The following is a 24,557-nucleotide window of genomic DNA, read 5'->3' as shown; positions in this document are numbered from 1 at the left end:
CTTCCGTCCTTGGTGGGTAAAAATTCCCATCGCGACAGAAGTTTGTTTTTTTATTTCATGCACATGCTAGAAGGAGCTAGCCAACAAATCATGGACTGCTGTAAGTCGGAGGGGATACTTATTGGTGAACTCAAGCTTAAACGATAAGAGTCAACAAGTTAGCCTGAAATTTGTTACCTTAGTTTCGATTATTTCCGCCTTGGGCGGTTTGTTATTTGGATTTGATACAGCCGTTGTGTCGGGTGCTATTGGTTTTATGAAAGAGCGCTTCCTCCTAAATGAGGTGCAGGTGGGCTGGGCTGTCTCCAGTTTAATTATCGGTTGTATTTTTGGAGCAGCAGGGGCTGGTGTGCTGAGCGATCGGTTTGGTCGTAAAAAGGTGATGATTGTTGCGGCGATCCTATTCATTATCGGTTCTGTGGGCTCTGCTCTTCCCGATACTTTTAGCGATTATATTATCGCCCGGATTATTGGAGGGCTGGGGATTGGGATTACCTCTACATTATGTCCGCTCTATAATGCAGAAATAGCGCCGGCGAAATATCGAGGTCGTCTAGTAGCTTTGAATCAACTCGCGACAGTGACGGGAATTTTCCTTGTTTATTTTATAAATACAGCGATTGCGGGATACGGAGATGATGCGTGGGATATATCTACCGCTTGGAGATGGATGTTTGGCGTAGGAATTATTCCTGGCGTGCTGTTCTTGATTCTGCTCTTCTTTGTGCCCGAAAGTCCGAGATGGTTAATTAAGCAGAAGAGGGCGGAACAATCCCTTCCAATATTAATCCGAATTCACGGCGAGGAATTAGCGAAGAAGGAAGTACTTGATATTAAGAGGTCCTTTCAAGAGGAAAGTGGATCTATCCGTCAGTTGTTCAGTCCCGCGCTACGTCTTGCTCTCATTGTGGGTGTAGGACTAGCTGTCCTTCAGCAGGTTACGGGGATTAATGCGGTTATGTACTATGCTCCGGAAATTTTTAAGGCAACGGGTGCGGGTACAGATGCTTCATTGAGTCAGACCATATTGGTCGGAATGATTAACTTCATCTTCACCATTCTTGCGATTTGGCTCATAGACAGGGTAGGACGTAAAGCTCTATTGCTTATTGGATCTGCTTCAATGGCGATATGCCTCGTCGTGATTGGTGCTGCATTTCAGATGGGGGAAACTTCAGGGACGCTTGTACTCATCTTTATTTTACTTTATGTGGCTTCCTTTGCGATTTCGCTTGGGCCGGTCGTATGGGTTATCTTATCTGAGATTTTTCCGAACCGCATTCGGGGTAAGGCTACGGCACTTGCATCTATGGCGCTATGGATAGCCGACTATATCGTATCTCAGACCTTTCCCCCGATGCTTGCTTCTGCAGGCCCGGCGATTACCTTCTGGATCTTCGCGATCATGTCCCTGTTCACTTTCTTCTTCACCTGGAAAGCTGTACCCGAGACCAAAGGCAAATCGTTGGAGGAGATCGAATCTTTGTGGTCTCAAAGTAAAGCTTAAACTGATTACATTGTGGGCTGAGCAACAGGAGCTTGATCTATTGGAGGTAATGGTATCACATTGGGTTTTGTGATAATATTTACACCAATAGAGATGAGGAAGTGAGCTTTCGTGATAAACATAACCATTCCGACGCCGGATGTTTCGATTACTAAGCAGCTAGATCCTAAGGAAAGTAACATTTACGGATTTACTGAGTTCCACCTGATTTCGCGGGAAGTGGGCGGAATCTTTATGTTTTACAACTCTAAGAATGAATTATTGTTCGTTGGCAAGGCAAGGAAGCTAAGACCAAGAATTAAGAAGCATTTTGAGGACTCAGTATCGGATATCAAGCAGCATAGAGACGAAGTCACGAAGATCGAGGTATGTATTGTTGAAGACCCGGTACATAGAGAAATCTATGAAACGTACATTATTAATGAGCTCAAGGCCAAATATAATGTAGATAAAGTCATGTTTCGGTAAATGAATGGATGAATAAAAAGCAAAAAACACAGTCCAATGGGGCTGTGTTTTTTGCTTTTTGTAGAGTGATCGTGAGCCGCTGGAAGGATTGGCATCAGTCGTAATATTGTTTAGCGGTTAAGACAGGGACTCAGATCTAATTACTTCTCCTGCGTCTGTTACGATTTTAATGAAGTAGACTACCCCATTTACTGGAGCAAATGATTCACCATTGCTGTTTTTCAGAGAATCTAGTTCGATCGATAAACCACCTTCATATTTATTCGGGAGGCTAATCGGTGAGCTTATTGCGTACTCATAGTCCATGACTTGAATGCTCTTAATTTTAAGATCAACGCCCCACTCATCAAGGATTTTCAATTTCCCATCTGACATTGTGACAGATAGCTTCTCTAGCGCTTTCTGTGCATCGCTAAGCTCATCCGGGAAGAGGATTGGACCGGTGTTGTTGTCTGATGCTTCCTTACGAATATCATATTCATCGATGCTGTTAAGGAAGTTACCTGCAACAACAACATACATAGGTGCAGTATACTCAACGCCAACATTGCTCACCAAGTCAATTGTACTTTTACCAATGGGAACACCATTAACGGTCGTGCCGGAGCCTTTGAATATTTTAGTGGAGCCCAGGTAAAAGATCTGATAATAGGTGCTATCTACCCATGATTCCGTCATTTCATTGTATTTTCCACCTGTATGTCCAATCGCATGCGTGACTGTTTGTCCGTTACTTAGCTTTGTTTCCGTAATCTGATCAATATCAACAAAGGTTAGATTCACAATGCTGCTTTGGAACTTGGTCACATCTTTGGCAATTTCCCCTTGAGCGACAGCCTTTGCTATTTTATCGAGGGAAAGTGGTGTGCGGCTTTTAGAGAAAAACTGATTTTGATACTGGGTAATTATTTTGGAGCTTGCGCTTGTTAATGAAACACCTTTACCGTACTTGCTAAGAGCGATCTTCATGCTCTCCAGTCCAACTGTACCGGCTGTGGAAGAAGTGGAGGATTTTAACGTGATGGTCACCGTCTTTGTTTGATCCTTCCAGCTCGCTGTAGCGCTTAAGGTAGGTGCTAATTTCAACAATGGAACATAGGGAGTATTGTTAAGGGTAGAGATATTAACCCCTGTAGTGATCTTTCCATTTACAATAAGGCGGGTCGTAGTCGCACGCTTTTGCTTTTTGGCAACGTCAATTCCAGTACCTACAACGACTGTGTTGCTCTCTTTATGAAATGAGGAGGATACCCCGAAAATGGTTTTCGTATTTTTAAGTGGAATATAAATGATCCCTTTGATCGTTTTGAATTCTACTCCAGACACTGTTTTCCCATTAACAACTAGCTTGGTCTTATCTGCTGCTAGGGCAGGAACGGCAAAAGTGAGTAGCATGATAATGGCCATGAATGATGCAATGATTTTTTTCACTGATTAATTCTCCTCTGATGTTGGTTGTGTGAGTTTGGATGTGATGTTAGCTAGCACTCTTTAATCCTTTCAGTAGTCTACAGCAGTTGAAATCCGACATTATTCGACAGTCTGCTTGAATATATATTCGCGACCCTGTTTCCAAATCCTTCCGAAGAAGCGGTGACTGACATGGACACTAAGCCAAGTAACATTCGGAATACAAAGTGTGGGAATAAGTGCATAATAATTACCTCTTGAAACGACTGGGAGGGGTGTGTAATATTACAAGGTATAAGGGATTGAACCCCGACGGGACAAGCTTCACTTGAGAGAAAAAAGCTCAAGCAGTTTGTCCCTTTTCTAATGCAGAGAGGGAGCGACAGAGAGAAATGAAAGTATTGGAAGATCGCATACGCCAAGAGGGGTTAATTCTGTCTCATACGGTATTAAAAGTGGATTCATTCTTAAATCATCAAGTGGATACTCAGCTGGCGTTGGAAATCGGACGAGAGTTTGGGCGGATATTTGTAGATCAGCCGATTACCAAAGTGCTTACAATCGAGGCTAGCGGCATTCAATTTGCGATGGCAACGGGGATTGCGCTCAATGTTCCCTTTATTTATGCCAAGAAGAAAAAGGCGATCACGCTGTCCGAGCAAGTCTATTCGGCGCCCGTACATTCTTTTACCCGACAAGAGACCTACCAAGTGAGTATTTCCCAGAAATACTTAGGTCCGAACGATAAAGTACTTATTGTGGACGATTTTCTCGCTACTGGGGCTGCGTTGGTGGGGCTGGTTGATATCGTCAAGGAATCCGGAGCGGAGCTAGTAGGCGTGGGCTGTGTGATTGAAAAAAGCTTCCAAGAAGGTCGCGGCTTGCTAGAGGATAAGGGGGTTAAGGTTCATTCCTTGGCTAGGATTTCCTCCATGTCGCCAGGCGAGATTCACTTTGTAGAAGAATAGTTCAATCCAACAGGCCAAGGGGAATGCATAGGAATGTTAAGCAAACAGAGAGTAATAACCTTAGGCTTTCAGCACGTCATGGCGATGTATGCAGGTGCAGTGATCGTACCGCTCATTGTGGGTGCAGCGCTTAAGCTGAACGCAACTCAGATGGCCTATTTGATCGCAGCTGATTTATTTACTTGTGGGATTGCAACGATTCTTCAAGTTATGGGAACCAAATACTTCGGAAGCAGATTGCCCGTCATCTTGGGCTGTACCTTTACAGCGGTTGGTCCTATTATTGCGATTGCCTCGACATCGAATTTAGCAACGGCATACGGAGCTATTATCGTGTCAGGGCTATTCGTAGTTCTGGCTGCACCTCTGTACGGAAAAATGTTAAAGTTCTTCCCGACGATTGTTACCGGTTCTGTTGTGACGATTATTGGGCTTTCCCTCATCCCTGTCGCAATGAATAATGTAGCAGGGGGTCAAGGGAGTGCTGACTTTGGTATGCCACGCAACCTAGTGCTCGCACTTGCTACTCTTATCGTCATTCTGGTAGTTAACCGTTTTGCGACTGGATTTTTACGTGCGATATCTGTACTTGTAGGGTTGGTTGTCGGGACGATCGTGGGATACGCTATGGGGATCGTTCACTTCTCAGCTGTTGCGGATGCCTCTTGGGTAAGCGTTGCACAGCCTTTCTACTTTGGTACGCCTCAGCTAAACGTGACTGCAGTCTTCACGATGATTATAGTCAGTATTGTGAGTATGGTGGAGTCTACAGGTGTTTATTTTGCAGTCGGGAAGGCGACAGATGTTAAGATCGAGTCGAAGCAAATTGTAAACGGCTTACGATCCGAGGGTCTTGCAGTTATGCTGGGTGGCGTATTCAATGCATTCCCCTATACCGCATTCTCCCAGAATGTCGGCTTAATCTCACTAACTCGCGTTAAAACAAGGGATGTTATTTTCGCTGCGGGTGGGATTATGGTTGTTCTAGGCTTACTGCCTAAGCTGGCAGCTTTAACAACGGTTATCCCTCATGCTGTGCTTGGTGGTGCAATGATTGTGATGTTCGGATCTGTTGCGGCTTCTGGCATCTCGATCTTATCGGAGGTCGATCTACGCAAGGAAGCTAACCTACTCATAGCTGCCTGTAGTATCGCTGTTGGCCTAGGATCGGCTACACTTCCAGAAATGTTCGATCAACTGCCAGATTTCGCGAAAATGCTGCTGCAAAATGGAATTGTGACCGGTTCGGTAACCGCCATTTTGTTAAATCTATTGTTATCGAAGTCTTACGAGGAACCACTTGTTGCGCTAAAGAAGAACTCATAGTTCTGATAAGGAAGCTACTGCTTTACAGAGTACCCAGAATACAAACAAAAGGCCGCGATAGCGGCCTTTTGTTGTACTAACTTGCATAAATTTCGTCACTGTAGCGCATTAGAAATTAGCATTTCCCATCTTGCCAGCTTGGAAATCCTTAAAGGCTTCCATAATCTCTTCCTTGCTGTTCATAACGAAAGGTCCATGCTGATACATAGGCTCGTTAATCGGCTCACCACTCAGAATGATGACGAGTGTATCATCGGAGTGACCTTCAATGAGGATTTCTCCTTCTGTATTGTCAAATAGAACAAAGCTACCTTCTTTGGCTTCGGTTGTTTCGTTAATGGTTGCACTTCCTCTTAGCACCAGTGCCGCCGTATTGTAGGAAGAAGGGAGCTCGAATTGTGCTTTTCCTTGTGCTTTGAAAGAAATATCAAACAGATGGACAGGTGAGAAGGTTTCAGCTGGCCCACGTGTGCCGTTGTAGTCACCGGCAATGACGCGTACGGATCCGCCGTTATCAGGAAGCTCTGCTGTCCCCATATTCTTCTTCAACAATTCTTGATATCTTGGAGCATGCATTTTGTTCGCACGCGGAAGGTTGACCCATAGTTGAATAAAATGAAAGGTTCCACCACGTTTAGCGAATTCCTTCTCGTGATATTCCTTATGCAGAAGTCCCGAGCCAGCTGTCATCCATTGAACGTCCCCAGGCCCGATTATTCCGTGATTACCGTGGTTGTCATGGTGCTCCACATATCCCTCATAGGCGATGGACACTGTTTCAAAGCCTCTATGAGGATGCGCACCGACACCTCTCATCTCGTTGCTAGGTGGGAAGTCAAATGGAGAATTATAATCTAATAAGATAAACGGGCTGAATCGCTGTCCGAAATTCGTGCCAGATGGAAAGTAGTTGGATACGCGAAAACCATCGCCTACCATATGAAAAGGTGCACCTTGGTAAGTTCCCTCGATTGTTCGATAAGTCTTTGTCATTTCTATACACTCCTTATATCTCGAATTGAAATATCTTAAATTAAAGATAATATACTTTTTGAATTTAGTCAACCCTATAGCAAAATAAAAGAAGCCACTCAGCTAGGACTTCCTGAAGTCCATGACCGAGCGGCTCGTTCAACAACAAACGATTAGTATTTGAATTTGTTGATTACATTCCTAAGCTCTACTGACAATGCAGATAAAGATTGTGCGGAAGAGGATATTTCTTGCATGGAGGCTAGCTGCTCTTCTGTTGAAGCTGCGACTTCCTCCGAAGTTGCTGCATTGCCCTTGGCAATCATCGCAAGCTCGTTGGCGACAGAAGTAACTTCTTGAACGCCAGCGGAAATTTGCTGCGTAATGGCGGAAACCTCATCGATATGAGGGGTCGTTTGCTTCATGCTAGTTAAGATTTGCTCAAATTTATGTATCGTATCATTCGAAATTTCCAGACCGCTATCAACGTCCGAGGTTACTTTTACCATCGTCTCCACGGATTCCTTTGTTTCTTTTTGAATCTCAATAATTAATTCGGATATTTGTTGTGCGGATATTTGAGATTGCTCCGCCAATTTGCGAACTTCATTAGCGACGACAGCAAATCCTTTGCCATGCTCACCTGCTCTTGCAGCTTCAATGTTCGCATTTAGTGCTAGCATGTTCGTCTGTCGAGCAATTCCACTGATCACGTCCGATATCGAACCGATTTCCTTCGAGCGCTCGTATAGCGACTTAATCATTCGATCCGACTTTTCGACGGATTCATGAATGGAGCTCATTTGGTTGACGACCTGTTGAATAGACTCTCCGCCTTCTTCTGCTTGAATCGTCGTATGCCTGGAGAGGTCCGATAATACAGCCACACTGTCGACAATGCGAACGACACCTAGTGATATTTCATTCATGGCGTGTACATTATGATCGATACCCGTTGTTTGTTTTTCAGCGCTGCTTGCGACCTCTTGAACAGCGATGGCGACCTGCTCCGTTGCTGCACTCGTCTGTTCAGAGCTTACTGTCAATTGCTTCGATGAAGAAGTGACCTGTTCAGCACTAGCTTCAACATCTTGAATTAAGGAACGGAGATTGTGCTGCATATCATTGAAAGCACGACCAAGCTCTCCGATCTCATCGTTTGATTTTACATGACTACTTGCCGTTAGGTTTCCGTTACTCACTTCAACGGCATGATCTTTCAGTTGCCGAATAGGCTTCAATATAGATCTTAGGATGAAGAAAATGATACATCCGCCGATGACTAAGCAGATTAAGATGGTCAGGAAGGTATTAAGGAAGATCGGATTGGTCGAATCAACAACCTCCTGGACATCCATTATGCCTGCAACCTTCCAGCCTAGTAGTTCATTTGAAGTGAAATACATTCTTTTATCTGTACCTTGACTTTGATAATTAATTTGACCGGAAGCGCCTTCATACATCGGAGTGAAGGATTCATCTGAGGCTACTGTTCCAGATCTATTCGTAGGATGAACGACAAATTTTTTGTTCTTATCTAGAACAGTTATGTATCCTTCTTTGCCGATATTAACCGATCCGGTAGATTTTTTAATTTGATCAATACTAAGCGTCACTGCGACAACACCCGAATTGTCTGCCGTTACCTGGGCAACAGTCAGGATAATGCCACCTGTAATATTAGAAACGTAGGGCTCAGTGATAATTGCTTTCCCTTTGTTAGCGATGGCACTTTTGTACCAGTCACTTGTTTTGGGATCATAGCCAGCCTTTAATTCTCGTTGGGGTGCTTGTATGTTGAGGTTAGTGTCCGTCACAACAATGAGACTTGCGACTTCTTGGTGTGTACCCAAATACAGATCGAAAGCGTTCCTGACTTCGGGGCTATCTTCCCCGTTATACATTGAGGCTTTGATACTAGCGGATAAATAATTCACATCCTTTAACTTGGGTTCGAATGTATTAGTGATGGTCGAATTGACTAGATCTACATTCTCCTTTGCAATATTCACGATTTGGCGTTCAATTTCTTTCTTTGCCTGGTTATAGGCTAGCGTCCCAACAACTAAAGAGGGAATGATTAAGATCAAAATAAACGTTAGCACTAGCTTGGTCTTGAAATTGCGTCTAAACAAATTCATAAGTCTTGTTTTCAAAATCATTCAGTCTCCCTCTCATGGTGTAAAGTGCGCAATCTAATATACAGATTTATCCTCCAATATATTATGTCGGAAAAAAGTAAGCGTTTTATAAATGGAAAATGACATTAATCACGAATATCAGATTTCTGCATAAATTACATCACCCAGATATAGATAGGTTGCCAACCTACCTATTATGTGGTTTAATACTCTAATGACAAAATTATTATTAGAAACGTGGGTGGTTTAATGAATCATTTAACACAGAAACAAAAGGTAACAGTTATGATTGCTCTTATGGCTGCAATGTTCTTCGCAGCGATTAACCAGACGCTCGTAAGCACGGCGATGCCTCGGATTATTGCTATGCTTGGCGGCATGGAATATTACTCCTGGGTCATCACTATTTTCATGCTTTGTTCAACGATTTCTACCGTGCTCGTAGGGAAATTATCTGACATTTACGGTCGGAAGCCGTTCTTGCTCAGTGGGATCGTCGTGTTTATGATAGGTTCCTTTTTAACAGGCTTGTCGACAGACATCTACCAAATGATTATTTTCCGCGCGATCCAAGGTGTTGGAGCCGGTGTTCTCATGTCAACGACGGTTACTGCCGTTGGTGATTTGTTCGAACCGCGAGAAAGAGCCAAATGGACGGGTATTATGATGGCGATTTTTGGATTCTCTAGTATCCTCGGACCCACATTAGGTGGCGTTATGATTGACCACATGGCATGGAAATGGTTATTCTGGTCCTTCCTTCCGCTTGGTATCGTCGCTTTCGTGATGATCTGGCGGATGTTCCCGAAGACGGCACGCTCTTCCACAGAGTCGATCGATTACTGGGGCTCTATCGTTCTATCGGCCTCTATCGTCACTCTACTGTTAGGCTTCTCGTGGGCTGGAAATAAATATGCTTGGGATTCAGCAGAAATATTGAGTCTCTTTGCGGCTACTGTAGTTGGAATTATTATTTTGATCTTTATCGAAAGAAAAGCTAAAAGTCCCGTATTGCCACTTTCCTTATTTAAGAACAGTATCGTTACGATTTCCAATTCTGTTGGTTTTCTGATGAACGCGGGGATGATGGGCGCAATGATTTATTTGCCCTTCTTCGTACAAGGTGTGGAGGGCTTAACGCCAACACAATCAGGATTTGTTAATATCCCGATGTCGATTACGATGATCGTTCTGAGTACGCTAGTAGGCCGTTGGATTTCCAAGTCAGGGAAATACAAGCGCTACGCACTCATTGGTGTAGCCATCATGATTGTCAGCATGGTTATGATGTCCGTTATGAATAGTGTAGCGATGGCTGTTGCGAGCATGACTGTGTTTGGTATCGGACTTGGGCTTAGTATGTCCGTATTTACCTTGACTGTACAAAATGCTTTGCCTCCTGCTCAGCTTGGTGTGGCAACTGCAACTGCAACTCTGTTCCGGAACCTTGGAGGAACGATAGGGATCGCGATATTTGGTTCGGTTATGAACTCGTCAATGACACGGAATTTGAAAGACGCAATGAGCTCTGGATCAGGCGTAGACTTATCCAAAGCCGATCCAGAAGTCGCTACACAATTAGCCACACTAATGGATCCTAGATCACTGATGAATCAGCCTATGCTGGAACAAATGCATGCGAAGCTGCCGGAACAAGCACAGCCTTTGTTTACTCAAATGCTTGATATGCTGCGTTCTGTATTAAGTGATACTTTATCGTCTGTCTTCATCCTTGGTGCAATTTTAGTCGCTGTAGGATTGGTACTCACCTTCTTCTTGAAGGAAATTCCGTTACGCTCAGCCAGTGACAAGAAGTCAGCAGAGCCAGAAGAACAAAATACTGTTAAACTAGAAAAGTCTACAGTACATTAACCTTTGGCTTTTGCTGATTTGAAATCGAGGTGTGAGGATATGACTAAAGAAATACCCCCTTTAGAGATACCACCTTTAGTGATGGAGTTGACAGAAGCTTTTCAACAGTTTGCTAAAGCAGAATGGCGTAAGCAGCCTATCTCAGGAATTAAATCGAGTGAAGTTCGAGTCCTACTATGCTTGAAGTTCTTATCAGAGGCAAGTGAGCATGGTGTTAATATTTCAGATATAAGCAAGAGACTATCCGTAACCTCTCCGACTGTGACTCAAATGATCAAGAGCTTAATGGGTGAGGGCTATGTTGAGCGCTACAATGATCCTCAGGATAAGAGGATTACGCTATTGCGGCTAACGGATAAGGGAGAAGGTATTGCTCAGAAAGCTTCTGAACGACACATGATGATGTTCTCCGGCCTCGTCGAAAAGCTAGGTGAGGAGCAAAGCAAGGAGCTTGCAAGCTTGCTCAATCAGGTTTTTAGTTATTTTCAAGAGATCAGCATGATTGGAGATAAATAATCTCATACGGGAAGTGAATAATAGCCTCTGCACCGAGTAATCGGTGTAAGAGGCTATTGGTCTATACAGCTATCTGGCTTGTCGTAGGTTAATCGCTAAAGCTACTGGACATCAGACTTCTGTCGAATTAAGATGAATTTAGAATTCAGGATATTAGCTGTATTAACCGTAAAAGAGGGTAGGACCATGAAGAAGCGTATTGTAGACATCCTTGTGATCATTGCTGGAGCTCTTATTTTTGCTTTAGCGATTAACCTGTTTGTTATTCCGAACGAGCTTGGAGAAGGTGGCGTTACTGGGGCGACCATTATTTTTTATTACCTTTTTGAGTGGTCTCCAGGGTTACTTAGCTTTATCCTTAACGCCATCTTATTGCTGGTAGGATACAGGTTTCTGGATAAGACAACAACAGTTTATACGATTGTAGCTGTCATATTTCTCTCCCTATTTTTATATATAACTGAGGGTTGGACGATTGATTCGGATGAGTTAATGGTCAACGCTATATTCGGTGGGATATTCAGTGGTGTTGGCATAGGGATGATTATCCGAGTTGGCGGTACAACTGCAGGGTCTACCATAGTCGCTAGAATGATGAGCAAATTTTGGGATTGGAATGTAAGTTATGCTCTTTTGTTAGTTGATTTGATTGTTGTATTCGCTTCTTACTTTATTATTGGTATGCAAAGCATGATGCTTACGATTGTGATGCTCTATATTGCGACTAAAGTGATGGACTTCATTATTGAGGGTCTAAATACCAAGAAGGCTGTTACCATCGTGTCCAAAGAGCAGAACAAAATTGCGGAGCAAGTGAATGTCTTGATGGAGCGAGGGGTTACCGTTATTTATGGGCGTGGTCATTATACGAATTCGCCTAAAGAGATTCTCTATATCGTAATTAGTAAGCAGGAAGTGAGTATGCTTAAGAAAATCGTCAAATCAATCGATAAAGAAGCATTCATTACGATCCACGACGTACGCGATGTTTTCGGAGAGGGCTTCGTTGATTTAGCGAAGTAACTGGCGGGGGGAACTGGAATGAAGGCAAGAGAAATCACTGTGCCGACGGATATGTGTGATTCGAGAGGTCGATTATCTCCGGATGGTGTAGGTTGGGCTAAGCATCCGATTATACGTTGTAATGTCACAGGTAGTCCACTGCGTAAGAAGAAATGGAACTATTGGTGCGTGACGAGTCCTGATTTGTTATTCTCCGCTACGATCTCTCATCTGGATTACGCAGCCGTATTGTTCGTGTATGCGCTTGATCTGCGTACGAAACGTTTTCAAGAGAAAACGATGCTTATTCCTTTCGGAATGGGTTGTGATATGCCTGATGGGGTATATGCGTCACTCAAGTGCGAAGAAAAGCAAATGTCGATTTCTATGGAGGAAAAAGGCGACTCCACCCAGATTAGAGTGCATTGTCCAGCATTCGAAGGTAAAGGAAAGCCACTTTCTGCAGATTTGCTCGTCCAACGTCCGGAGGGGCACGAATCGGTTAATGTTGTCGTGCCTTGGAGCAACACCCGCTATCAATTTACATCCAAGATGACCGCACTGCCGACAACGGGGACGGTGAATTGGGCTGGAGAGGTTTATTCTCTGCGGAGCGAGGAAGCTTATGGTTGTCTAGATTTCGGTCGCGGGAAATGGCCTTATCGGGCGGATTGGAACTGGGGCGCCGCTTCAGGAGTGACAGACGGTAAAATGGTTGGCCTCAATTTCGGTGGTCAATGGACGGATGGGACCGGGCAGAACGAGAATGGAATCGTCGTCGATGGACGGCTTAGCAAAATCCATGAGGATATCCGATGGTCCTACAATAAAGAGAGATACATGGAACCATGGACTTTGCGATCAGCCGAGTCGGACCGGGTATCCCTGACCTTCGAGCCTATATTCGAGAGAATAGCGGCAACGAATGCGGTCATTATCCGGTCCAAGGTGCACCAGATGATCGGCAAATTCCATGGTCATATTCTAACGGACGATGGACAACGAGTTAGAATTGATGGCCTGCTCGGGTGGGCGGAGGATCATACTGCGAGCTGGTAAAGGGAAATGGAATAGAGAATCGGAATGGGCGCAGTTAACTGTCCTTTAATATTTTCTCCGCAAGAGAGGGGAACCAACGGTTTATAGAGATAAGTAGCTTGACCTTGCCGATCGGAGCTTCGAACCGATCCTTCTGAAAATAACGAAAGAACTGAGTAGCAAGCTCATCCGCAGTAATTTTGTTTTGCCCTCTCCCTGTCGTCATCTCGGTATCGACGACGGGTGGAAGGATTTCAAATACTTTGATATTCGTGTTCTCTAGCTGGTAGCGTAGGGCTTTAGTGAAAATGTGCAGTCCGGCTTTAGTCGCACAGTACACGGGAGCAGATTTCTTAGGGACAAGAGCTAAACCGGAAGAAACGTTAACGATTGCGCTATGCTGTTGGCGGTAAAGTAAGGGAAGTAGCTTTGAGATGAGCTGAATGGGCGCTGTTAAATTGATGGTCATTTCCTCTGCAACCAGATCTGAACGATTGGCTGGTTCGAGAAAGGTATAATTATGTTGGATTCCTGCGTTGTTAATGAGGACGTTGAGCTCGGGGTGGTTGTCATACAGCTGTGTGACCAGTAAGTTCAATTGCTCCGAGTTCCCGATATCACATGCGTAAGTCTGGATGCTCGGATATTGTAATTTTAACGCATGCAATTTATTCTCGTTCCGCCCGACAATGACGACTTGATTGCCATAGTGTATGAATCGCTCTGCTAGCGCTAATCCAATTCCTGAAGCACCGCCTGTAATAAGAACAGTATGACCGGACAGTTTCACACTAAATCTCCCCTTTCGTCTACTTAGTGTAGAGCAGTGAGGGGAGGTTTTCATTAACCTAGGTTAATTTTTTGCGAATGCGGCTTAAGGCTACGGGAGTAATTCCCAGATAAGAGGCGATATGATACTGGGGGATATTTCTCATCAAATGCTCGTATTGTTCAAGGAATCGCAAGTATCTTTCCTCTGCAGAAAGAAGAAGCAGTTCACGCTCTCGGATTTCCTTCTTCACGAACAACTGTTCAATAAATAGTCTCCCTAACCGCTCCCAACATGCATGCCTGGAATATAGTGATTGAAAATCCGTATACCGGAAGACGATCAACTCACTGTCCATTAACGCTTGAATGGAGAAAAAGGAGGGACTGCTTAGCAATAGAGAGCTATAGGAAGCGATGAAGTCATGCTTTGTGCAGAAGCTCTTATTGAATTCATTCCCGTCAGGAGTCGTATAATAAAAGCGGAATAACCCGCTTACGCATATTCCAATGGAGTCTACAGGTTCTCCGGCCCTAATAAAATGACTGTTTTTAGTCATTGCTCGATAGGCGGATATTCCTTTGAAGAATGCCCACTCCTCATCAGGAATAGGGGTCACCCTCTGTAACCTCGCATAGATGGATTCCCATAATTGATCCATATTGAGTTTGTTCCTTTGCTAGAAAAGTGATTATAAGTACATTCGCTAAAATACAATTCATTCCTTTAACTCCCCCTGTCTTGACTTCAGCTTCCGTTGTAACTATAATAATTACAACGAGAGGATGTTACGCCATATGAAAATCAGCAGCCGTTTTTCCATAGCCGTACACATATTGTCGTTGCTTGCTATTTCGCCAAGTGCTCACGGCACTTCGGATTGGATTGCCGGCAGTGTCGGTACGAATCCTGTAATCATTAGAAGAGTGCTAGGGCAGCTTAAGAAAGCTGGCTTAGTGACAGTTCGTGCCGGAAGCGGCGGAGCGTTCTTGCTTAAAGGATTGGATGAAATCCATTTGTTAGATGTGTATCGCGCAGTTGATGTCGTGGAAGAGGGTCAGCTATTCCATATTCATGGGGAGCCTAATCCACAGTGTCCGGTTGGTGCGAACATCGAAGCTGTCCTGCAATTGCTACTTTCTCGAGCACAAGAAGCGATGGAGAGTGTCCTTGCAGACATAACAATGGAGGAGTTGGTCTCGGTTTTATCTAAGCAGATAAAAACGAAGGCTTGATGTGCTGCTGCTTTTTTTTATGTGAGTTGTAACCATTACGATTACAACAAATTGAAATTCCTTTCGTAACTATTATCCCTATGGAGGTTGTTAATCATGAAAATCGCAATTATCGGAGCTAGTGGCAAAGCAGGGTCTGTTATCCTTAAGGAAGCCATAACAAGAGGACATGAAGTCACAGCTATCGTACGTAATGCAGCGAAGATCAACGAATCGAACGTAGCGGTAGTTGAGAAGGAAATATTTGATTTGACCGCGCAGGACTTAGCCGCTTATGATGCTGTCGTGAATGCATTCGGCGCAGCACCTGGACAGGAGCATCTTCACGTTGAAGCGGGAAGAGTGCTTATTGAAGCTCTGAAGGGTGCATCCAGCACACGGTTAATCGTAGTGGGTGGAGCGGGTAGCCTCTTTGTGGATGAAGCTCAAGCTGTCCGTCTAATTGACACGCCAGAATTTCCCGACATCTACAAACCAACTGCGTCCAACCAAGGTAAGAACCTTGAAGAATTACGGAATACGACCGATCTCCAATGGACCTTCGTAAGCCCTGCAGCATTTTTCAATCCAGAAGGCAATCGGACGGGAGCTTATGAGTTAGGCAAAGATAACCTCATCGTCAATTCCAAAGGCGATAGTCACGTAAGCTATGCTGATTACGCGATAGCCATCGTAGACGAAATCGAGAAACCACAGCATATCAATTCCAGATTCACTGTTGTATCTGAGTAAGCTGGGAATGGAATGAAGTGTCTAGGCATGGATCTTACCTTGTGTATGTAAAAAGATTCTGGGACAATGAAAGCATATGACACTGAGCTGATCCAAATGAGGAGAGGAAGGTTAACATGCGATATCATCGTCTTGGAAATAGTGGGTTGGAAGTATCGACCTTAGGGTTAGGCACCAATGCTTTCGGCAAACGGGCGGATCAAGAGACGTCCATTAGAATTATTCATCACGCTATGGATCAAGGCATTAATTTCATTGATACGGCGAACATTTATGCAGGGACTGAATCGGAGCGGATTATCGGTTTAGCCCTGGCTGGAGACAAACGACGTAATGCGGTCTTGGCTACGAAAGCTGGATTAGTGAAGGGCAAGGGGCCGAACGAGCGTGGCTCCTCTCGCCTTCACTTGCAGCAGGAGCTAGAAGATAGTCTAAGACGTCTGAATACAGAATACATTGACTTGTACCAGATCCATGCATTTGATCCGAACACACCGCTCGAAGAGACCTTAAGGACTCTGGATGATATGGTGAGCTCGGGGAAAGTCCGTTATATCGGAGCTTCTAATTATGCGGCTTGGGAACTGATGAAGGCGCTAGGGATTAGTGAGCTTAGAGGATATACCCGATATGTGTCCACACAGACTAGCTATTCACTTGCTGACCGCACCCCCGAGAATGAGCTTGTCCCGATGTGTCTGGATCAGGGAGTAGGCATTATTCCGTATTTTCCGCTTGCAGGAGGTATTCTGAGCGGGAAGTATAGCTTGGAGGTTAGGGAGCCTACCGGCTCAAGAGCAAACACGGATCCTAACTTCGGGAAGTTCCTAGACGATAGAAACCTTATGCTGAGCCAGCAGGTTAGCAAGCTTGCAACGGAACAAGGGTGCACACCTAGTGCACTCTCTTTGGCATGGTTAATGGACAGACCATCTGTGTCGACGGTTATCGTAGGTGCTACTCGTACGGAGCAGCTAGAGGATAACTTGAAGAGTGTACAGCTCCAGCTCGATTCGGAAGTTATGGGTATGCTGGACGAAGTCAGTGCTCCGTTCCGTAACGGGGAGCCATTTGCGGTTTATCGGTTACCGTCTTAATCGATAGAATGTCCGTCGCTAAAGAGATAGAGCTGGGGCATGTAGCTCGCGAGGAGGGTGCACGATGTTGATGCCGAACCTGCAGGTTGGCACGTTTGTATTGAATATTGAGCTGCTCATCTATATATTGGCCGGTATGGTTGGTGTATTAGCGGTAAAGTATCGACTGAAGCTACACCCAGATCGGGAAAGGATCGTCTCCGACACTTGGAATGCGGTATTCCTGTGGGTGGTTGTGTGGAAAGGTAGCCTGTTTCTATTCGATCCGGCAGGTGTGATTGACCACCCAATGTCCTTGCTTTTCTTTAGCGGGGGGACGAGAGGGATCTGGCTTGCTACGGTCGTTGTTATCGGTTACTTAGCATTTCGCCAAATCCGAAGACTGGGCTATTCTCAAGCGGCAGCGATAATTGCAACGATGTGCTCAGCGGCGATGGTCGTCCTTTTCTTGCTCCAGATCGTGCTGTATGATTCTGCTGGAAGCCTCTCTTATTGGGCGCTTATGCTATCTGCCGCGATATTAATCCTATTGCTCAGTCCATCACGACGATATGCGGTGCAAGCACTCGGCATTGCACTCGTCGTGTCGATGATCGCGTCCGCTGTGTATGATCAGGTCGGCAGGGGCACAAGTGAACAAGCGGCTAGCTCGTCTGAGGTCGGGATTCGCAACAATCAGGTGGCTCCGAATTTTCAGCTAACAGATATTGATGGCAATACAGTGCAGCTGTCTGATTACCGGGGGCAGAAAGTGCTGCTTAATTTCTGGGCGACTTGGTGCAAAGTATGCAAAACAGAAATGCCCCATGTGGAGAAGCTCTATCAGAAATTCAAGGACGAGGGCGTTGTCGTTCTATCTGTTAACTCAACGAGCTTAGAGAGAAATATTCAGCTTGCCGGAAGCTATGCAGAGAAGCATAGCTTAAGCTTCCCGATCGTATTAGATGACCAAGGCTCTGTTATTAAACAATATAAGGTAACGGCTTATCCGACTACTTTCATCCTCGATTCAGAGGGTGTCATACGCAGTCAGTACCTGGGAGCCGTTAGCTATGAGAGCATGAAAAAAGCCGTTCTAGCCATTGGCTAGAAGGGTTTTTTAACGATGAAGCAAGTATAAAATACGCTGACTTTTCCGGAATCTTTGAACTTGTTAGCCAGAAATCGACGTCGGGGGCGCGATCTGTAATTGCTTCCTTAGACTATAGGCCAAGAGGAATTGGGCGGCATAATAGGTTGTCATAATAAGTGGACCAGAATAGGTAACATCGGAAATGAACATGTTCCAGGATAAGATGGAATCGGATACGACGAAGAGTAGGCTTCCGATAATCGCCCACAGGTGGCCGGTCATCATGGCTGTTAGGGCCATGAAGGATATGACAACTAAATAGATCATGACGGGAATGATCAAATTTTCTTTGCCATCGCGGACAAGCGCTTGAATAAGCTCTCGACCCATATATAGGCCATATAGGGCAAGGGGGATGATGATAGCGAAGCGGGCTTTCGAGAAGCGCCATCTGCTCAGGAAGCTTGCTGTATAGAACAAATGCCCGATGAGAAATGCAGAAAGTCCGATGATGAACATACTCAGGAGACCATCGCCTAGCATACAGAAAAATAAGCCAATGAGGATGAAAATCTGATGGCGCTTTCTATCCGTTGTTGGAATTTGCAAATAAGCATAAGTAATGATGAGCCACATAGGAATGAGCTTGAACAGCATCTTAACCCCTGAAGGCTCAGAGGGAATGAAGAAAATATAGAGTACGCTCATCAGGATAATTAACACGGGTAATCCGATCTTTTTCAAAAAAACGTTCCCCCATCGAATAGTTTATCTACAACGTATTCTACATCCTTCTGCACAATCCTGTGTGACACCTGTCTATCTAAGCAATTCAATGTGAAGAGATGATCCTTCGATTGCATCGGTTACTCCGATCAAGGAGATGCTAATTGAAAGGCATCAGACACGATTCACAAAGGGGACAGCACATGGGACGGGTACAAGGTAAGGTTGCATTGGTTACTGGAGGAGCTTCGGGTATTGGGCTGTCTTCGGCCATTTTATTGGCTAAAGAAGGTGCCAAAGTGGTGATCGCAGATTTCAATGTAGATGGGGCTAAGGAAGCAGCAGAGCAGATTCGAAGTCAAGGCGGAGAAGCGAGTGGTATATTCTTAGATGCTTCACAAGAGGACTCTATCAGAGAAGCGGTTGAATATACGGCTAAGCAGTACGACACGATAACGGTGTTGTTTAACAATGTAGGTTTGTCTAATTTGAAATAGACGGCTTTGGTTCCGGCAAAGTCCCACGAAGAAGTATTCCTTGATCCTATCCATTTACAGGTTTAGAATGTAAAAAACGATACATTGTAAATGCGATGACGAGGACAAGTAAACCTAAGTTAGCTGTGCAGAGAGCTGCGGATTGGTGAGAAGCAGTCAGCGACTAGGATCGAAAAATCACCTCAGAGCAGGTCTCCGATTGAAAAAAGTAGGCAGACCCGGAATCCAACCGTTAATATGGGGCATCATGAATAGATGATGGCAGAGAGGATGTGCTTATGCACATCAATCAGGGTGGTAACACGGAGCAACTTCGTCCCTCACAGGGCGGAGTTTTTTGCGTTTTGCAGTTAAGCCAATTGTGGGGGTGGGGGAATCGTATGTGGGAAAAGTTTGAAGTCGACGAACAAGCTGTTGATTGTAACTTAGATCGGGTTGATCAAGTTCAGTACAATTTGCTCTATCGAATTTGTGAGATAGAGAGTTCTACTCGCTTCAAGACACCTGATGGGAAGATGATATTTGCTCAATCTGAGGGACATAATGCCTGGCTCTGGATTTCCAATGATGTCAGTGAAGATGAACGAAGGATCCGGTTACATGAGCTGATAGATTGTCTCGACGGAATGGACTTATTGGGTATAACCGGCGCGCCTCAGACGATTGAGCTATTTACACAGGTGTATTTCGAGACTAGAGGTATAGGATACCTTCCTCATATGGATATGGAATCTTATTATTGTCCAGAGGTTAAGCAACCCGTGGATATTGGAGGAACGATACAGCCAGCTAATGAGCAGCACATCGAGATTGTAGCAGAGTTTATGGCAGGATTCTCAGAGGCGGCGTACGGCAAACCTGTTGATCCGGTCAGTCAGATTGCCGGAGCAGAGAGCATGGTGAAATCGGGAAGCTTGTTCCTCTGGATGGTAGATAACAGTCCAGTCTCCATGGCTAACATTGCTCATCGTTCAGCATGCTATGCTCGGATTAACGCGGTATATACACCGACTTCTATGCGCAAGAAAGGCTATGCAAGTGCAATTGTAGCGGGGCTGTGCACAATGTTAGTGAAGGAACACTTAGTGCCAATGCTGTATGCGGATTTGAAAAATCCACATTCTAACAAGGTTTATCAGAACATTGGCTTCGTAAAAAACGGAAAAATTGCGGATGTTAAATTTAAGTAGGTTGAAGGCTGCCCCGGACGGGGCAGCCTTTGATTTGAGTTAGGTGTCGCCGAACTGTAGAGCACCAAACTAGCAAAACAAGCCACGTAGTTAGGTGGCGTCGAACTGTAGCGGTACTCGGATAAGCACCCACACTTAAGCCCATTTTGCGCCTAACCCTTGAACCTTCTGAAGCCACTTTGTCCGCGCCTCGGGAGTCTTCATTTTCATCGTGCCGATCTCAGTAATACGGACGGGGTTGATGCCGCAGAACTGGAGGATGCCACGCTTCATGACAGTATGACCGGACCTTCTAAGAACTAAGCGGTAATACCACGGAGGGGAATCCATAGTTACAATGAGACGTGCGGTTTTTCCCTTCAGAAGCTTCTCGGTCATGAGAGAATCTGGCTTCGCTTTGAAGGCAAACCCCGGTAGGAATACCCGATCAATGAAGCCCTTCAAGATAGCAGGCATCGTAGCCCACCAAGTGGGATAAACGAACACCAGATGATCAGCCCAGCGAATAGTCTCTTGTGCAGCGATTAGATCGTCCTCTAGCTCAGTCCTCTTATGGTAACCGTATTGCAAGTTGGGGTTGAACTGGAGTTGACTGAGTTCGAGGGTACGGACAATCGCACCGCTCGTAGCGGCACCTTGTGTGTAGGCTTCAGCTAGCGCGTTACAATAGCTTTTCGGGTAGGGATGTCCGATGATGACGGCAATATTCATCTTTATTTATTCCACCTTTGCTCTCGAATAGGGTGCTTGAATGTGGTGTGTTCTCCGATCTAACCGTGATAAGATGGGTATACAATTATGATAGTTTCGGCAAGGTATGATTCAAATGTTGAAATGCGCGAATATATTGATCATTTGTGCAAACTAAGGAGGTAACTCTTGTGAAAAGTCAGGGCGTATCTGTGTCTTTTCTATTTCCAGTAATGAAAACGATAAGACTAAAGGGGTTCGATTGGGACGCTTTTTGCAGCTATGCTTCTATTGATACAGGTCTTCTAATGAATCCGGATGCGCGCATTGCGGAGGACGAATTCGAACGGATCGTGACGGCTGCTTCCCTATTTACAGGTGATGACGCTTTTGGCTTGCACCAAGGGCAGAAGATGAATGTTTCTGATTTAGGTGTTTTAGGCTATGTGATGCAGCATTCGAAGACAATCGGAGAGGCACTAGCAGCCTACCAAAAATACAATGTAATCGTTTGTAGTGGTTTTAATGCGGATGTTGAAGCTCAAGGGGATGATGTTGTTATTCGCCTGTTTTTCACTCATCCAAGTCAAGCGGCGAATCGGCATTGCATGGAGGATATGACAGCCTCTTTTTACCAAACGATGCTTGGGCTAGGGTGCAGACCTATCGCCGTTAAAGAAATTCGATTTATACATAGTCAATCTATCGAGGTTGAGGAGTATGTATCGGCATTTGGTGTGGTCCCTATGTTCGGGCAGGATTCCAATACGATTCGAATGAGCAAAGCAGTGTTGGATTATCCGGTTCTAAGCGCGGATGCGCGGTTGTTAGGAGTGTTCGAAGCGATTGCTGAGGAAGTGAGAGCGAAGCTAACCGAGGGTTCTGTTGTTTCGGGCGAGTTGAGCAGATGGATTATCGACGGAATGGCACGGCGGTTTCCGACTTTGCAGGAGGCTGCTAAAGAAATGCGTATGAGTGTTAGAACCTTGCAGGCCAAGCTCCAGCAGGAGAATACCTCGTACAATCGCCTAGCGAATGAAGTTCGCAAGGAGCTCGCGCTCTGGTATCTCATCCGGCCGGAGTATAGCATTGGGGATATCGCGTATTTCTTGCATTTTTCAGAGCCGAGTGCGTTCCAGAAGGCTTTTCGAAAGTGGACGGGGATAACCCCGGGAGAATATCGTCAGCGTCGGAAAAATGACAAAATCGAGGAAGACACTCCTAGTAGCCTCTACTATCCCTCATGATGCTGGGTTTTCCCAGGATAGAACTTAGCTCCCTCTTGAGCCTCGTTTTCCTTCGCGGTGACCTCGGAGGGGATAAGCTTGAATACCGCGGTTCTGCTTCCAAGTGAGGATACATATTTCTCGACGTGACTCTTAGCAAGGGGATTATCGTAGTAACCAGGCACATATTTATTTAGTATAGATTGCATCGCCCCAGTGGCTTCTTCGAGGTCGGTGACGAGCTCGACGACTCCGAATACCATGACACTCATATAGGCTGTATCCGTTTTTGCCGGAATGATGTTAGTGATCGTACCTTGATCTTCGCATACGGTAAAGCAAGCCTGCGAGTTACTCTGGAGAATAGTCACCTTGCGTCCTTCGGCTGCCCCATGAAAATAGACTGACCCCTTCCACCAAGTATAATTTAGCGGAACGACATAGGGACTATCCATCGCTGAAAGTCCTAGAAATCCGGTTCTAGCCTGTTCGAGAAAGCCATTGATTTTGATAAGATCCGTACATTCAAGCTTATACATTCGTATAGGGTTCAATGATCTCGCTCCTTCTATATTGTGGTAAGTTTAGTTTAGTAGGGAATTGTCATTGTTAAAAGTGACAGATTACACCGAATAAGAGGGGGCAGTTGGAGCGGATATGATAGGGTTGTCACCGATCATTGATAAACAAAGTGATATTCCAGTCTACAAACAGCTATATACCTATATAAGACAAGAAATCGAAGCGGGAGCGTTAAGGGAAAACGAACGGTTGCCCTCTATCAGGCAGCTCTCCGCACATCTAGTGCTTAGTAAGAATACGGTGGAAACGGCTTATCAGCAGCTGCACGCGGAGGGTTATGTAGAGAGTAAGCCACGAAGCGGGATGCATGTTGTACCGATAGAGCGAATTGAGCTTACTACAGCTGCGATGCAGATGAGTGACAAGGAGACTAAACCGCTTCAAAATCCCGATTTAAACAATCAGCCGCTCTTTGATTTTCAATACGGGGATGTGGATTTAGACAGCTTTCCGCTGAAAATATGGAAAAAGTGTCTCGTGGACGCGCTGCAGCATGACTCCTATGAGATTTTCGGCTATGGTGATCCGCAAGGAAACGGCGAGCTGCGGGAGCAATTGGTGAAGTATGTATACCAATCCCGTGGTGTTGTGTGCTCGTCTAGCCAAGTGTTTCTCTGCTCGGGTACGCAGCAAGCGATCAGTTTACTCTGTCAATTACTTCCCTTATCACAGAGGGTTGCGATGGAGGAACCGGGTTATGATGGAGTTAGAACGGTTCTTGCCAACCACGGGCGTGACATCCAACCGATCCCTCTTGAAACGGACGGAATAGAAGTTAATAGTCTTAGGCAGCAGTCAGTCAAAGCTGTATATGTGACTCCATCGCATCAATTCCCCTTAGGGAGCGTGCTCTCTGCACAGAAGCGAAGCAAGCTGCTACAGTGGGCATACGAAGTAGAAGGTCTTATTATTGAGGATGATTACGATAGCGAGTTTCGTTACCAGGGACAGCCCATTCCAGCACTGAAAGCGATGGATATCGGCGACAGAGTCATCTACTTGGGTACTTTCTCCAAGTCATTCCTACCCGCTGTGCGCATGAGTTATCTTGTGCTGCCGGAGCAGATGGCGATTAGCTTTCGGAAGGCATTAGCTCCTTATAGCCAGTCCGTGTCGCCACTTCTTCAGAAAGCAATGCTTCTCTTCATGAGAGAAGGGCACTACGAACGACACATTCGCAAGATGAGAAAGCTGTACCAGACGAGGCATAGAGCATTATTGAAAGCTATTCAACAGCATATGGGGCATAGAGTAGAGGTCATTGGGCAGAAGGCTGGCTTGCATATGCTTCTCGATGTTCGCAATCATGATAACAGAGATCTGATCAAGCTCGCATTACAGCATGGAGTGAAGGTGTATTCGCCCAACCATCATTGGATGAATCCATCGCATGTCCCTTCCTCTTATGTGATGCTTGGTTTTGGTGGAATGAACGATAAGAAGGTCGAAGAAGGTGTCTTGCGACTAAAGAAAGCTTGGTTTAGCGAATAACGTGGTTTCCATAATGAGGGAGGCGGGCAA

Annotated in this window: 23 protein-coding genes, 1 pseudogene and 1 other annotated feature; of the genes and pseudogenes, 16 read left to right on the top strand and 8 right to left on the bottom strand. The window is 45.2% G+C overall.

The features are described 5' to 3' along the window. The first annotated feature begins 124 nt into the window (after positions 1 to 124). Together M1K58_RS13710 and M1K58_RS13705 are read left to right on the top strand one after the other, a co-directional pair. Positions 125 to 1,507, top strand: coding sequence for a sugar porter family MFS transporter (locus M1K58_RS13710; RefSeq protein ID WP_256759418.1), 1,383 nt, complete (start codon positions 125 to 127; stop codon positions 1,505 to 1,507). A 111-nt stretch (positions 1,508 to 1,618) separates the two neighbouring features. After that, positions 1,619 to 1,975: a nucleotide excision repair endonuclease gene (locus tag M1K58_RS13705; RefSeq protein WP_256759417.1), complete on the top strand. Its 357-nt coding sequence runs from the start codon at positions 1,619 to 1,621 to the stop codon at positions 1,973 to 1,975. A gap of 117 nt (positions 1,976 to 2,092) precedes the next feature. Here the strand turns inward: M1K58_RS13705 and M1K58_RS13700 are convergent, their stop codons facing one another. Then, the gene (locus tag M1K58_RS13700) at positions 2,093 to 3,406 is read right to left on the bottom strand and encodes a stalk domain-containing protein (protein WP_256759416.1); all 1,314 of its coding nucleotides are present in this window, start codon (positions 3,404 to 3,406) and stop codon (positions 2,093 to 2,095) included. 371 nt (positions 3,407 to 3,777) lie between these two features. Between M1K58_RS13700 and M1K58_RS13695 the strand changes: the two genes are divergently transcribed. After that, the gene (locus M1K58_RS13695) at positions 3,778 to 4,353 is read left to right on the top strand and encodes a xanthine phosphoribosyltransferase (protein WP_256759415.1); all 576 of its coding nucleotides are present in this window, start codon (positions 3,778 to 3,780) and stop codon (positions 4,351 to 4,353) included. Positions 4,354 to 4,386: 33 nt separating this feature from the next. Then, on the top strand, positions 4,387 to 5,679 hold the full coding sequence (locus M1K58_RS13690) for a nucleobase:cation symporter-2 family protein (protein WP_256759414.1): 1,293 nt from the start codon (positions 4,387 to 4,389) through the stop codon (positions 5,677 to 5,679). A 108-nt stretch (positions 5,680 to 5,787) separates the two neighbouring features. Here M1K58_RS13690 and M1K58_RS13685 read toward each other — a convergent pair whose 3' ends face one another. Beyond that, positions 5,788 to 6,672, bottom strand: a complete 885-nt coding sequence (locus tag M1K58_RS13685; RefSeq protein WP_256759413.1) for a pirin family protein — start codon at positions 6,670 to 6,672, stop codon at positions 5,788 to 5,790. Positions 6,673 to 6,824: 152 nt separating this feature from the next. Further along, entirely contained in the window at positions 6,825 to 8,813 is a 1,989-nt protein-coding gene (locus M1K58_RS13680; RefSeq protein ID WP_256759412.1) for a methyl-accepting chemotaxis protein, read from the bottom strand. A 228-nt stretch (positions 8,814 to 9,041) separates the two neighbouring features. Between M1K58_RS13680 and M1K58_RS13675 the strand changes: the two genes are divergently transcribed. The 4 genes from M1K58_RS13675 (at position 9,042) to M1K58_RS13660 (ending at position 13,241) form a co-directional block, all read left to right on the top strand. Beyond that, positions 9,042 to 10,664, top strand: coding sequence for an MDR family MFS transporter (locus M1K58_RS13675; RefSeq protein ID WP_256759411.1), 1,623 nt, complete (start codon positions 9,042 to 9,044; stop codon positions 10,662 to 10,664). A gap of 39 nt (positions 10,665 to 10,703) precedes the next feature. Further along, positions 10,704 to 11,180 (top strand): MarR family winged helix-turn-helix transcriptional regulator, encoded by a 477-nt coding sequence (locus tag M1K58_RS13670; protein ID WP_256759410.1) that lies wholly within the window; start codon positions 10,704 to 10,706, stop codon positions 11,178 to 11,180. Positions 11,181 to 11,366: 186 nt separating this feature from the next. Next, entirely contained in the window at positions 11,367 to 12,203 is an 837-nt protein-coding gene (locus M1K58_RS13665) for a YitT family protein (protein WP_256759409.1), read from the top strand. A gap of 18 nt (positions 12,204 to 12,221) precedes the next feature. Continuing rightward, a complete protein-coding gene (locus tag M1K58_RS13660) occupies positions 12,222 to 13,241 on the top strand; it encodes a DUF2804 domain-containing protein (protein ID WP_256759408.1) in 1,020 nt (339 codons plus the stop codon). Between the two features lie 34 nt (positions 13,242 to 13,275). Here the strand turns inward: M1K58_RS13660 and M1K58_RS13655 are convergent, their stop codons facing one another. Both M1K58_RS13655 and M1K58_RS13650 read right to left on the bottom strand, forming a co-directional pair. Next, positions 13,276 to 14,010 (bottom strand): SDR family oxidoreductase, encoded by a 735-nt coding sequence (locus tag M1K58_RS13655; protein ID WP_256759407.1) that lies wholly within the window; start codon positions 14,008 to 14,010, stop codon positions 13,276 to 13,278. A 58-nt stretch (positions 14,011 to 14,068) separates the two neighbouring features. Continuing rightward, entirely contained in the window at positions 14,069 to 14,650 is a 582-nt protein-coding gene (locus tag M1K58_RS13650) for a Crp/Fnr family transcriptional regulator (RefSeq protein ID WP_256759406.1), read from the bottom strand. Positions 14,651 to 14,786: 136 nt separating this feature from the next. On the opposite strand from M1K58_RS13650, the gene M1K58_RS13645 reads away from it, so the two are divergent. The 4 genes from M1K58_RS13645 (at position 14,787) to M1K58_RS13630 (ending at position 18,143) form a co-directional block, all read left to right on the top strand. Further along, on the top strand, positions 14,787 to 15,224 hold the full coding sequence (locus tag M1K58_RS13645) for an Rrf2 family transcriptional regulator (RefSeq protein WP_256759405.1): 438 nt from the start codon (positions 14,787 to 14,789) through the stop codon (positions 15,222 to 15,224). 96 nt (positions 15,225 to 15,320) lie between these two features. Beyond that, positions 15,321 to 15,956, top strand: coding sequence for an NAD(P)-dependent oxidoreductase (locus M1K58_RS13640; RefSeq protein WP_256759404.1), 636 nt, complete (start codon positions 15,321 to 15,323; stop codon positions 15,954 to 15,956). 116 nt (positions 15,957 to 16,072) lie between these two features. Then, entirely contained in the window at positions 16,073 to 17,053 is a 981-nt protein-coding gene (locus M1K58_RS13635) for an aldo/keto reductase (RefSeq protein ID WP_256759403.1), read from the top strand. Between the two features lie 64 nt (positions 17,054 to 17,117). After that, on the top strand, positions 17,118 to 18,143 hold the full coding sequence (locus tag M1K58_RS13630) for a peroxiredoxin family protein (RefSeq protein ID WP_256759402.1): 1,026 nt from the start codon (positions 17,118 to 17,120) through the stop codon (positions 18,141 to 18,143). A gap of 63 nt (positions 18,144 to 18,206) precedes the next feature. Here the strand turns inward: M1K58_RS13630 and M1K58_RS13625 are convergent, their stop codons facing one another. After that, positions 18,207 to 18,869 (bottom strand): lysoplasmalogenase, encoded by a 663-nt coding sequence (locus tag M1K58_RS13625; RefSeq protein WP_256759401.1) that lies wholly within the window; start codon positions 18,867 to 18,869, stop codon positions 18,207 to 18,209. 185 nt (positions 18,870 to 19,054) lie between these two features. Between M1K58_RS13625 and M1K58_RS13620 the strand changes: the two are divergent. Further along, positions 19,055 to 19,345, top strand: a pseudogene (locus M1K58_RS13620) (SDR family NAD(P)-dependent oxidoreductase); the annotation flags it as partial. 89 nt (positions 19,346 to 19,434) lie between these two features. Next, positions 19,435 to 19,672, top strand: a binding site (T-box leader). A gap of 56 nt (positions 19,673 to 19,728) precedes the next feature. Then, complete coding sequence (locus M1K58_RS13615) at positions 19,729 to 20,538, top strand: GNAT family N-acetyltransferase (RefSeq protein WP_256759400.1); 810 nt, start codon at positions 19,729 to 19,731, stop codon at positions 20,536 to 20,538. 135 nt (positions 20,539 to 20,673) lie between these two features. On the opposite strand, the gene M1K58_RS13610 is transcribed toward M1K58_RS13615, so the two are convergent. After that, positions 20,674 to 21,249, bottom strand: coding sequence for an NAD(P)H-dependent oxidoreductase (locus M1K58_RS13610; RefSeq protein WP_256759399.1), 576 nt, complete (start codon positions 21,247 to 21,249; stop codon positions 20,674 to 20,676). A gap of 170 nt (positions 21,250 to 21,419) precedes the next feature. Here M1K58_RS13610 and M1K58_RS13605 point away from each other — a divergent pair, with 170 nt between their 5' ends. Further along, entirely contained in the window at positions 21,420 to 22,475 is a 1,056-nt protein-coding gene (locus M1K58_RS13605; protein WP_256759398.1) for an AraC family transcriptional regulator, read from the top strand. Here M1K58_RS13605 and M1K58_RS13600 read toward each other — a convergent pair. Further along, on the bottom strand, positions 22,463 to 23,008 hold the full coding sequence (locus M1K58_RS13600) for a pyridoxamine 5'-phosphate oxidase family protein (protein WP_256759397.1): 546 nt from the start codon (positions 23,006 to 23,008) through the stop codon (positions 22,463 to 22,465). The two genes, M1K58_RS13605 and M1K58_RS13600, sit on opposite strands and share 13 nt — an antisense overlap. 103 nt (positions 23,009 to 23,111) lie before the next feature. On the opposite strand from M1K58_RS13600, the gene pdxR reads away from it, so the two are divergent. Further along, entirely contained in the window at positions 23,112 to 24,527 is a 1,416-nt protein-coding gene (gene pdxR / locus M1K58_RS13595) for a MocR-like pyridoxine biosynthesis transcription factor PdxR (protein ID WP_256759396.1), read from the top strand. Positions 24,528 to 24,557 lie beyond the last annotated feature (30 nt).

Origin of the sequence: Cohnella sp. WQ 127256, assembly GCF_024519285.1 — a bacterium.
Classification (GTDB): domain Bacteria; phylum Bacillota; class Bacilli; order Paenibacillales; family Paenibacillaceae; genus Cohnella.
This window is presented reverse-complemented; position numbering and strand designations above follow the sequence as displayed.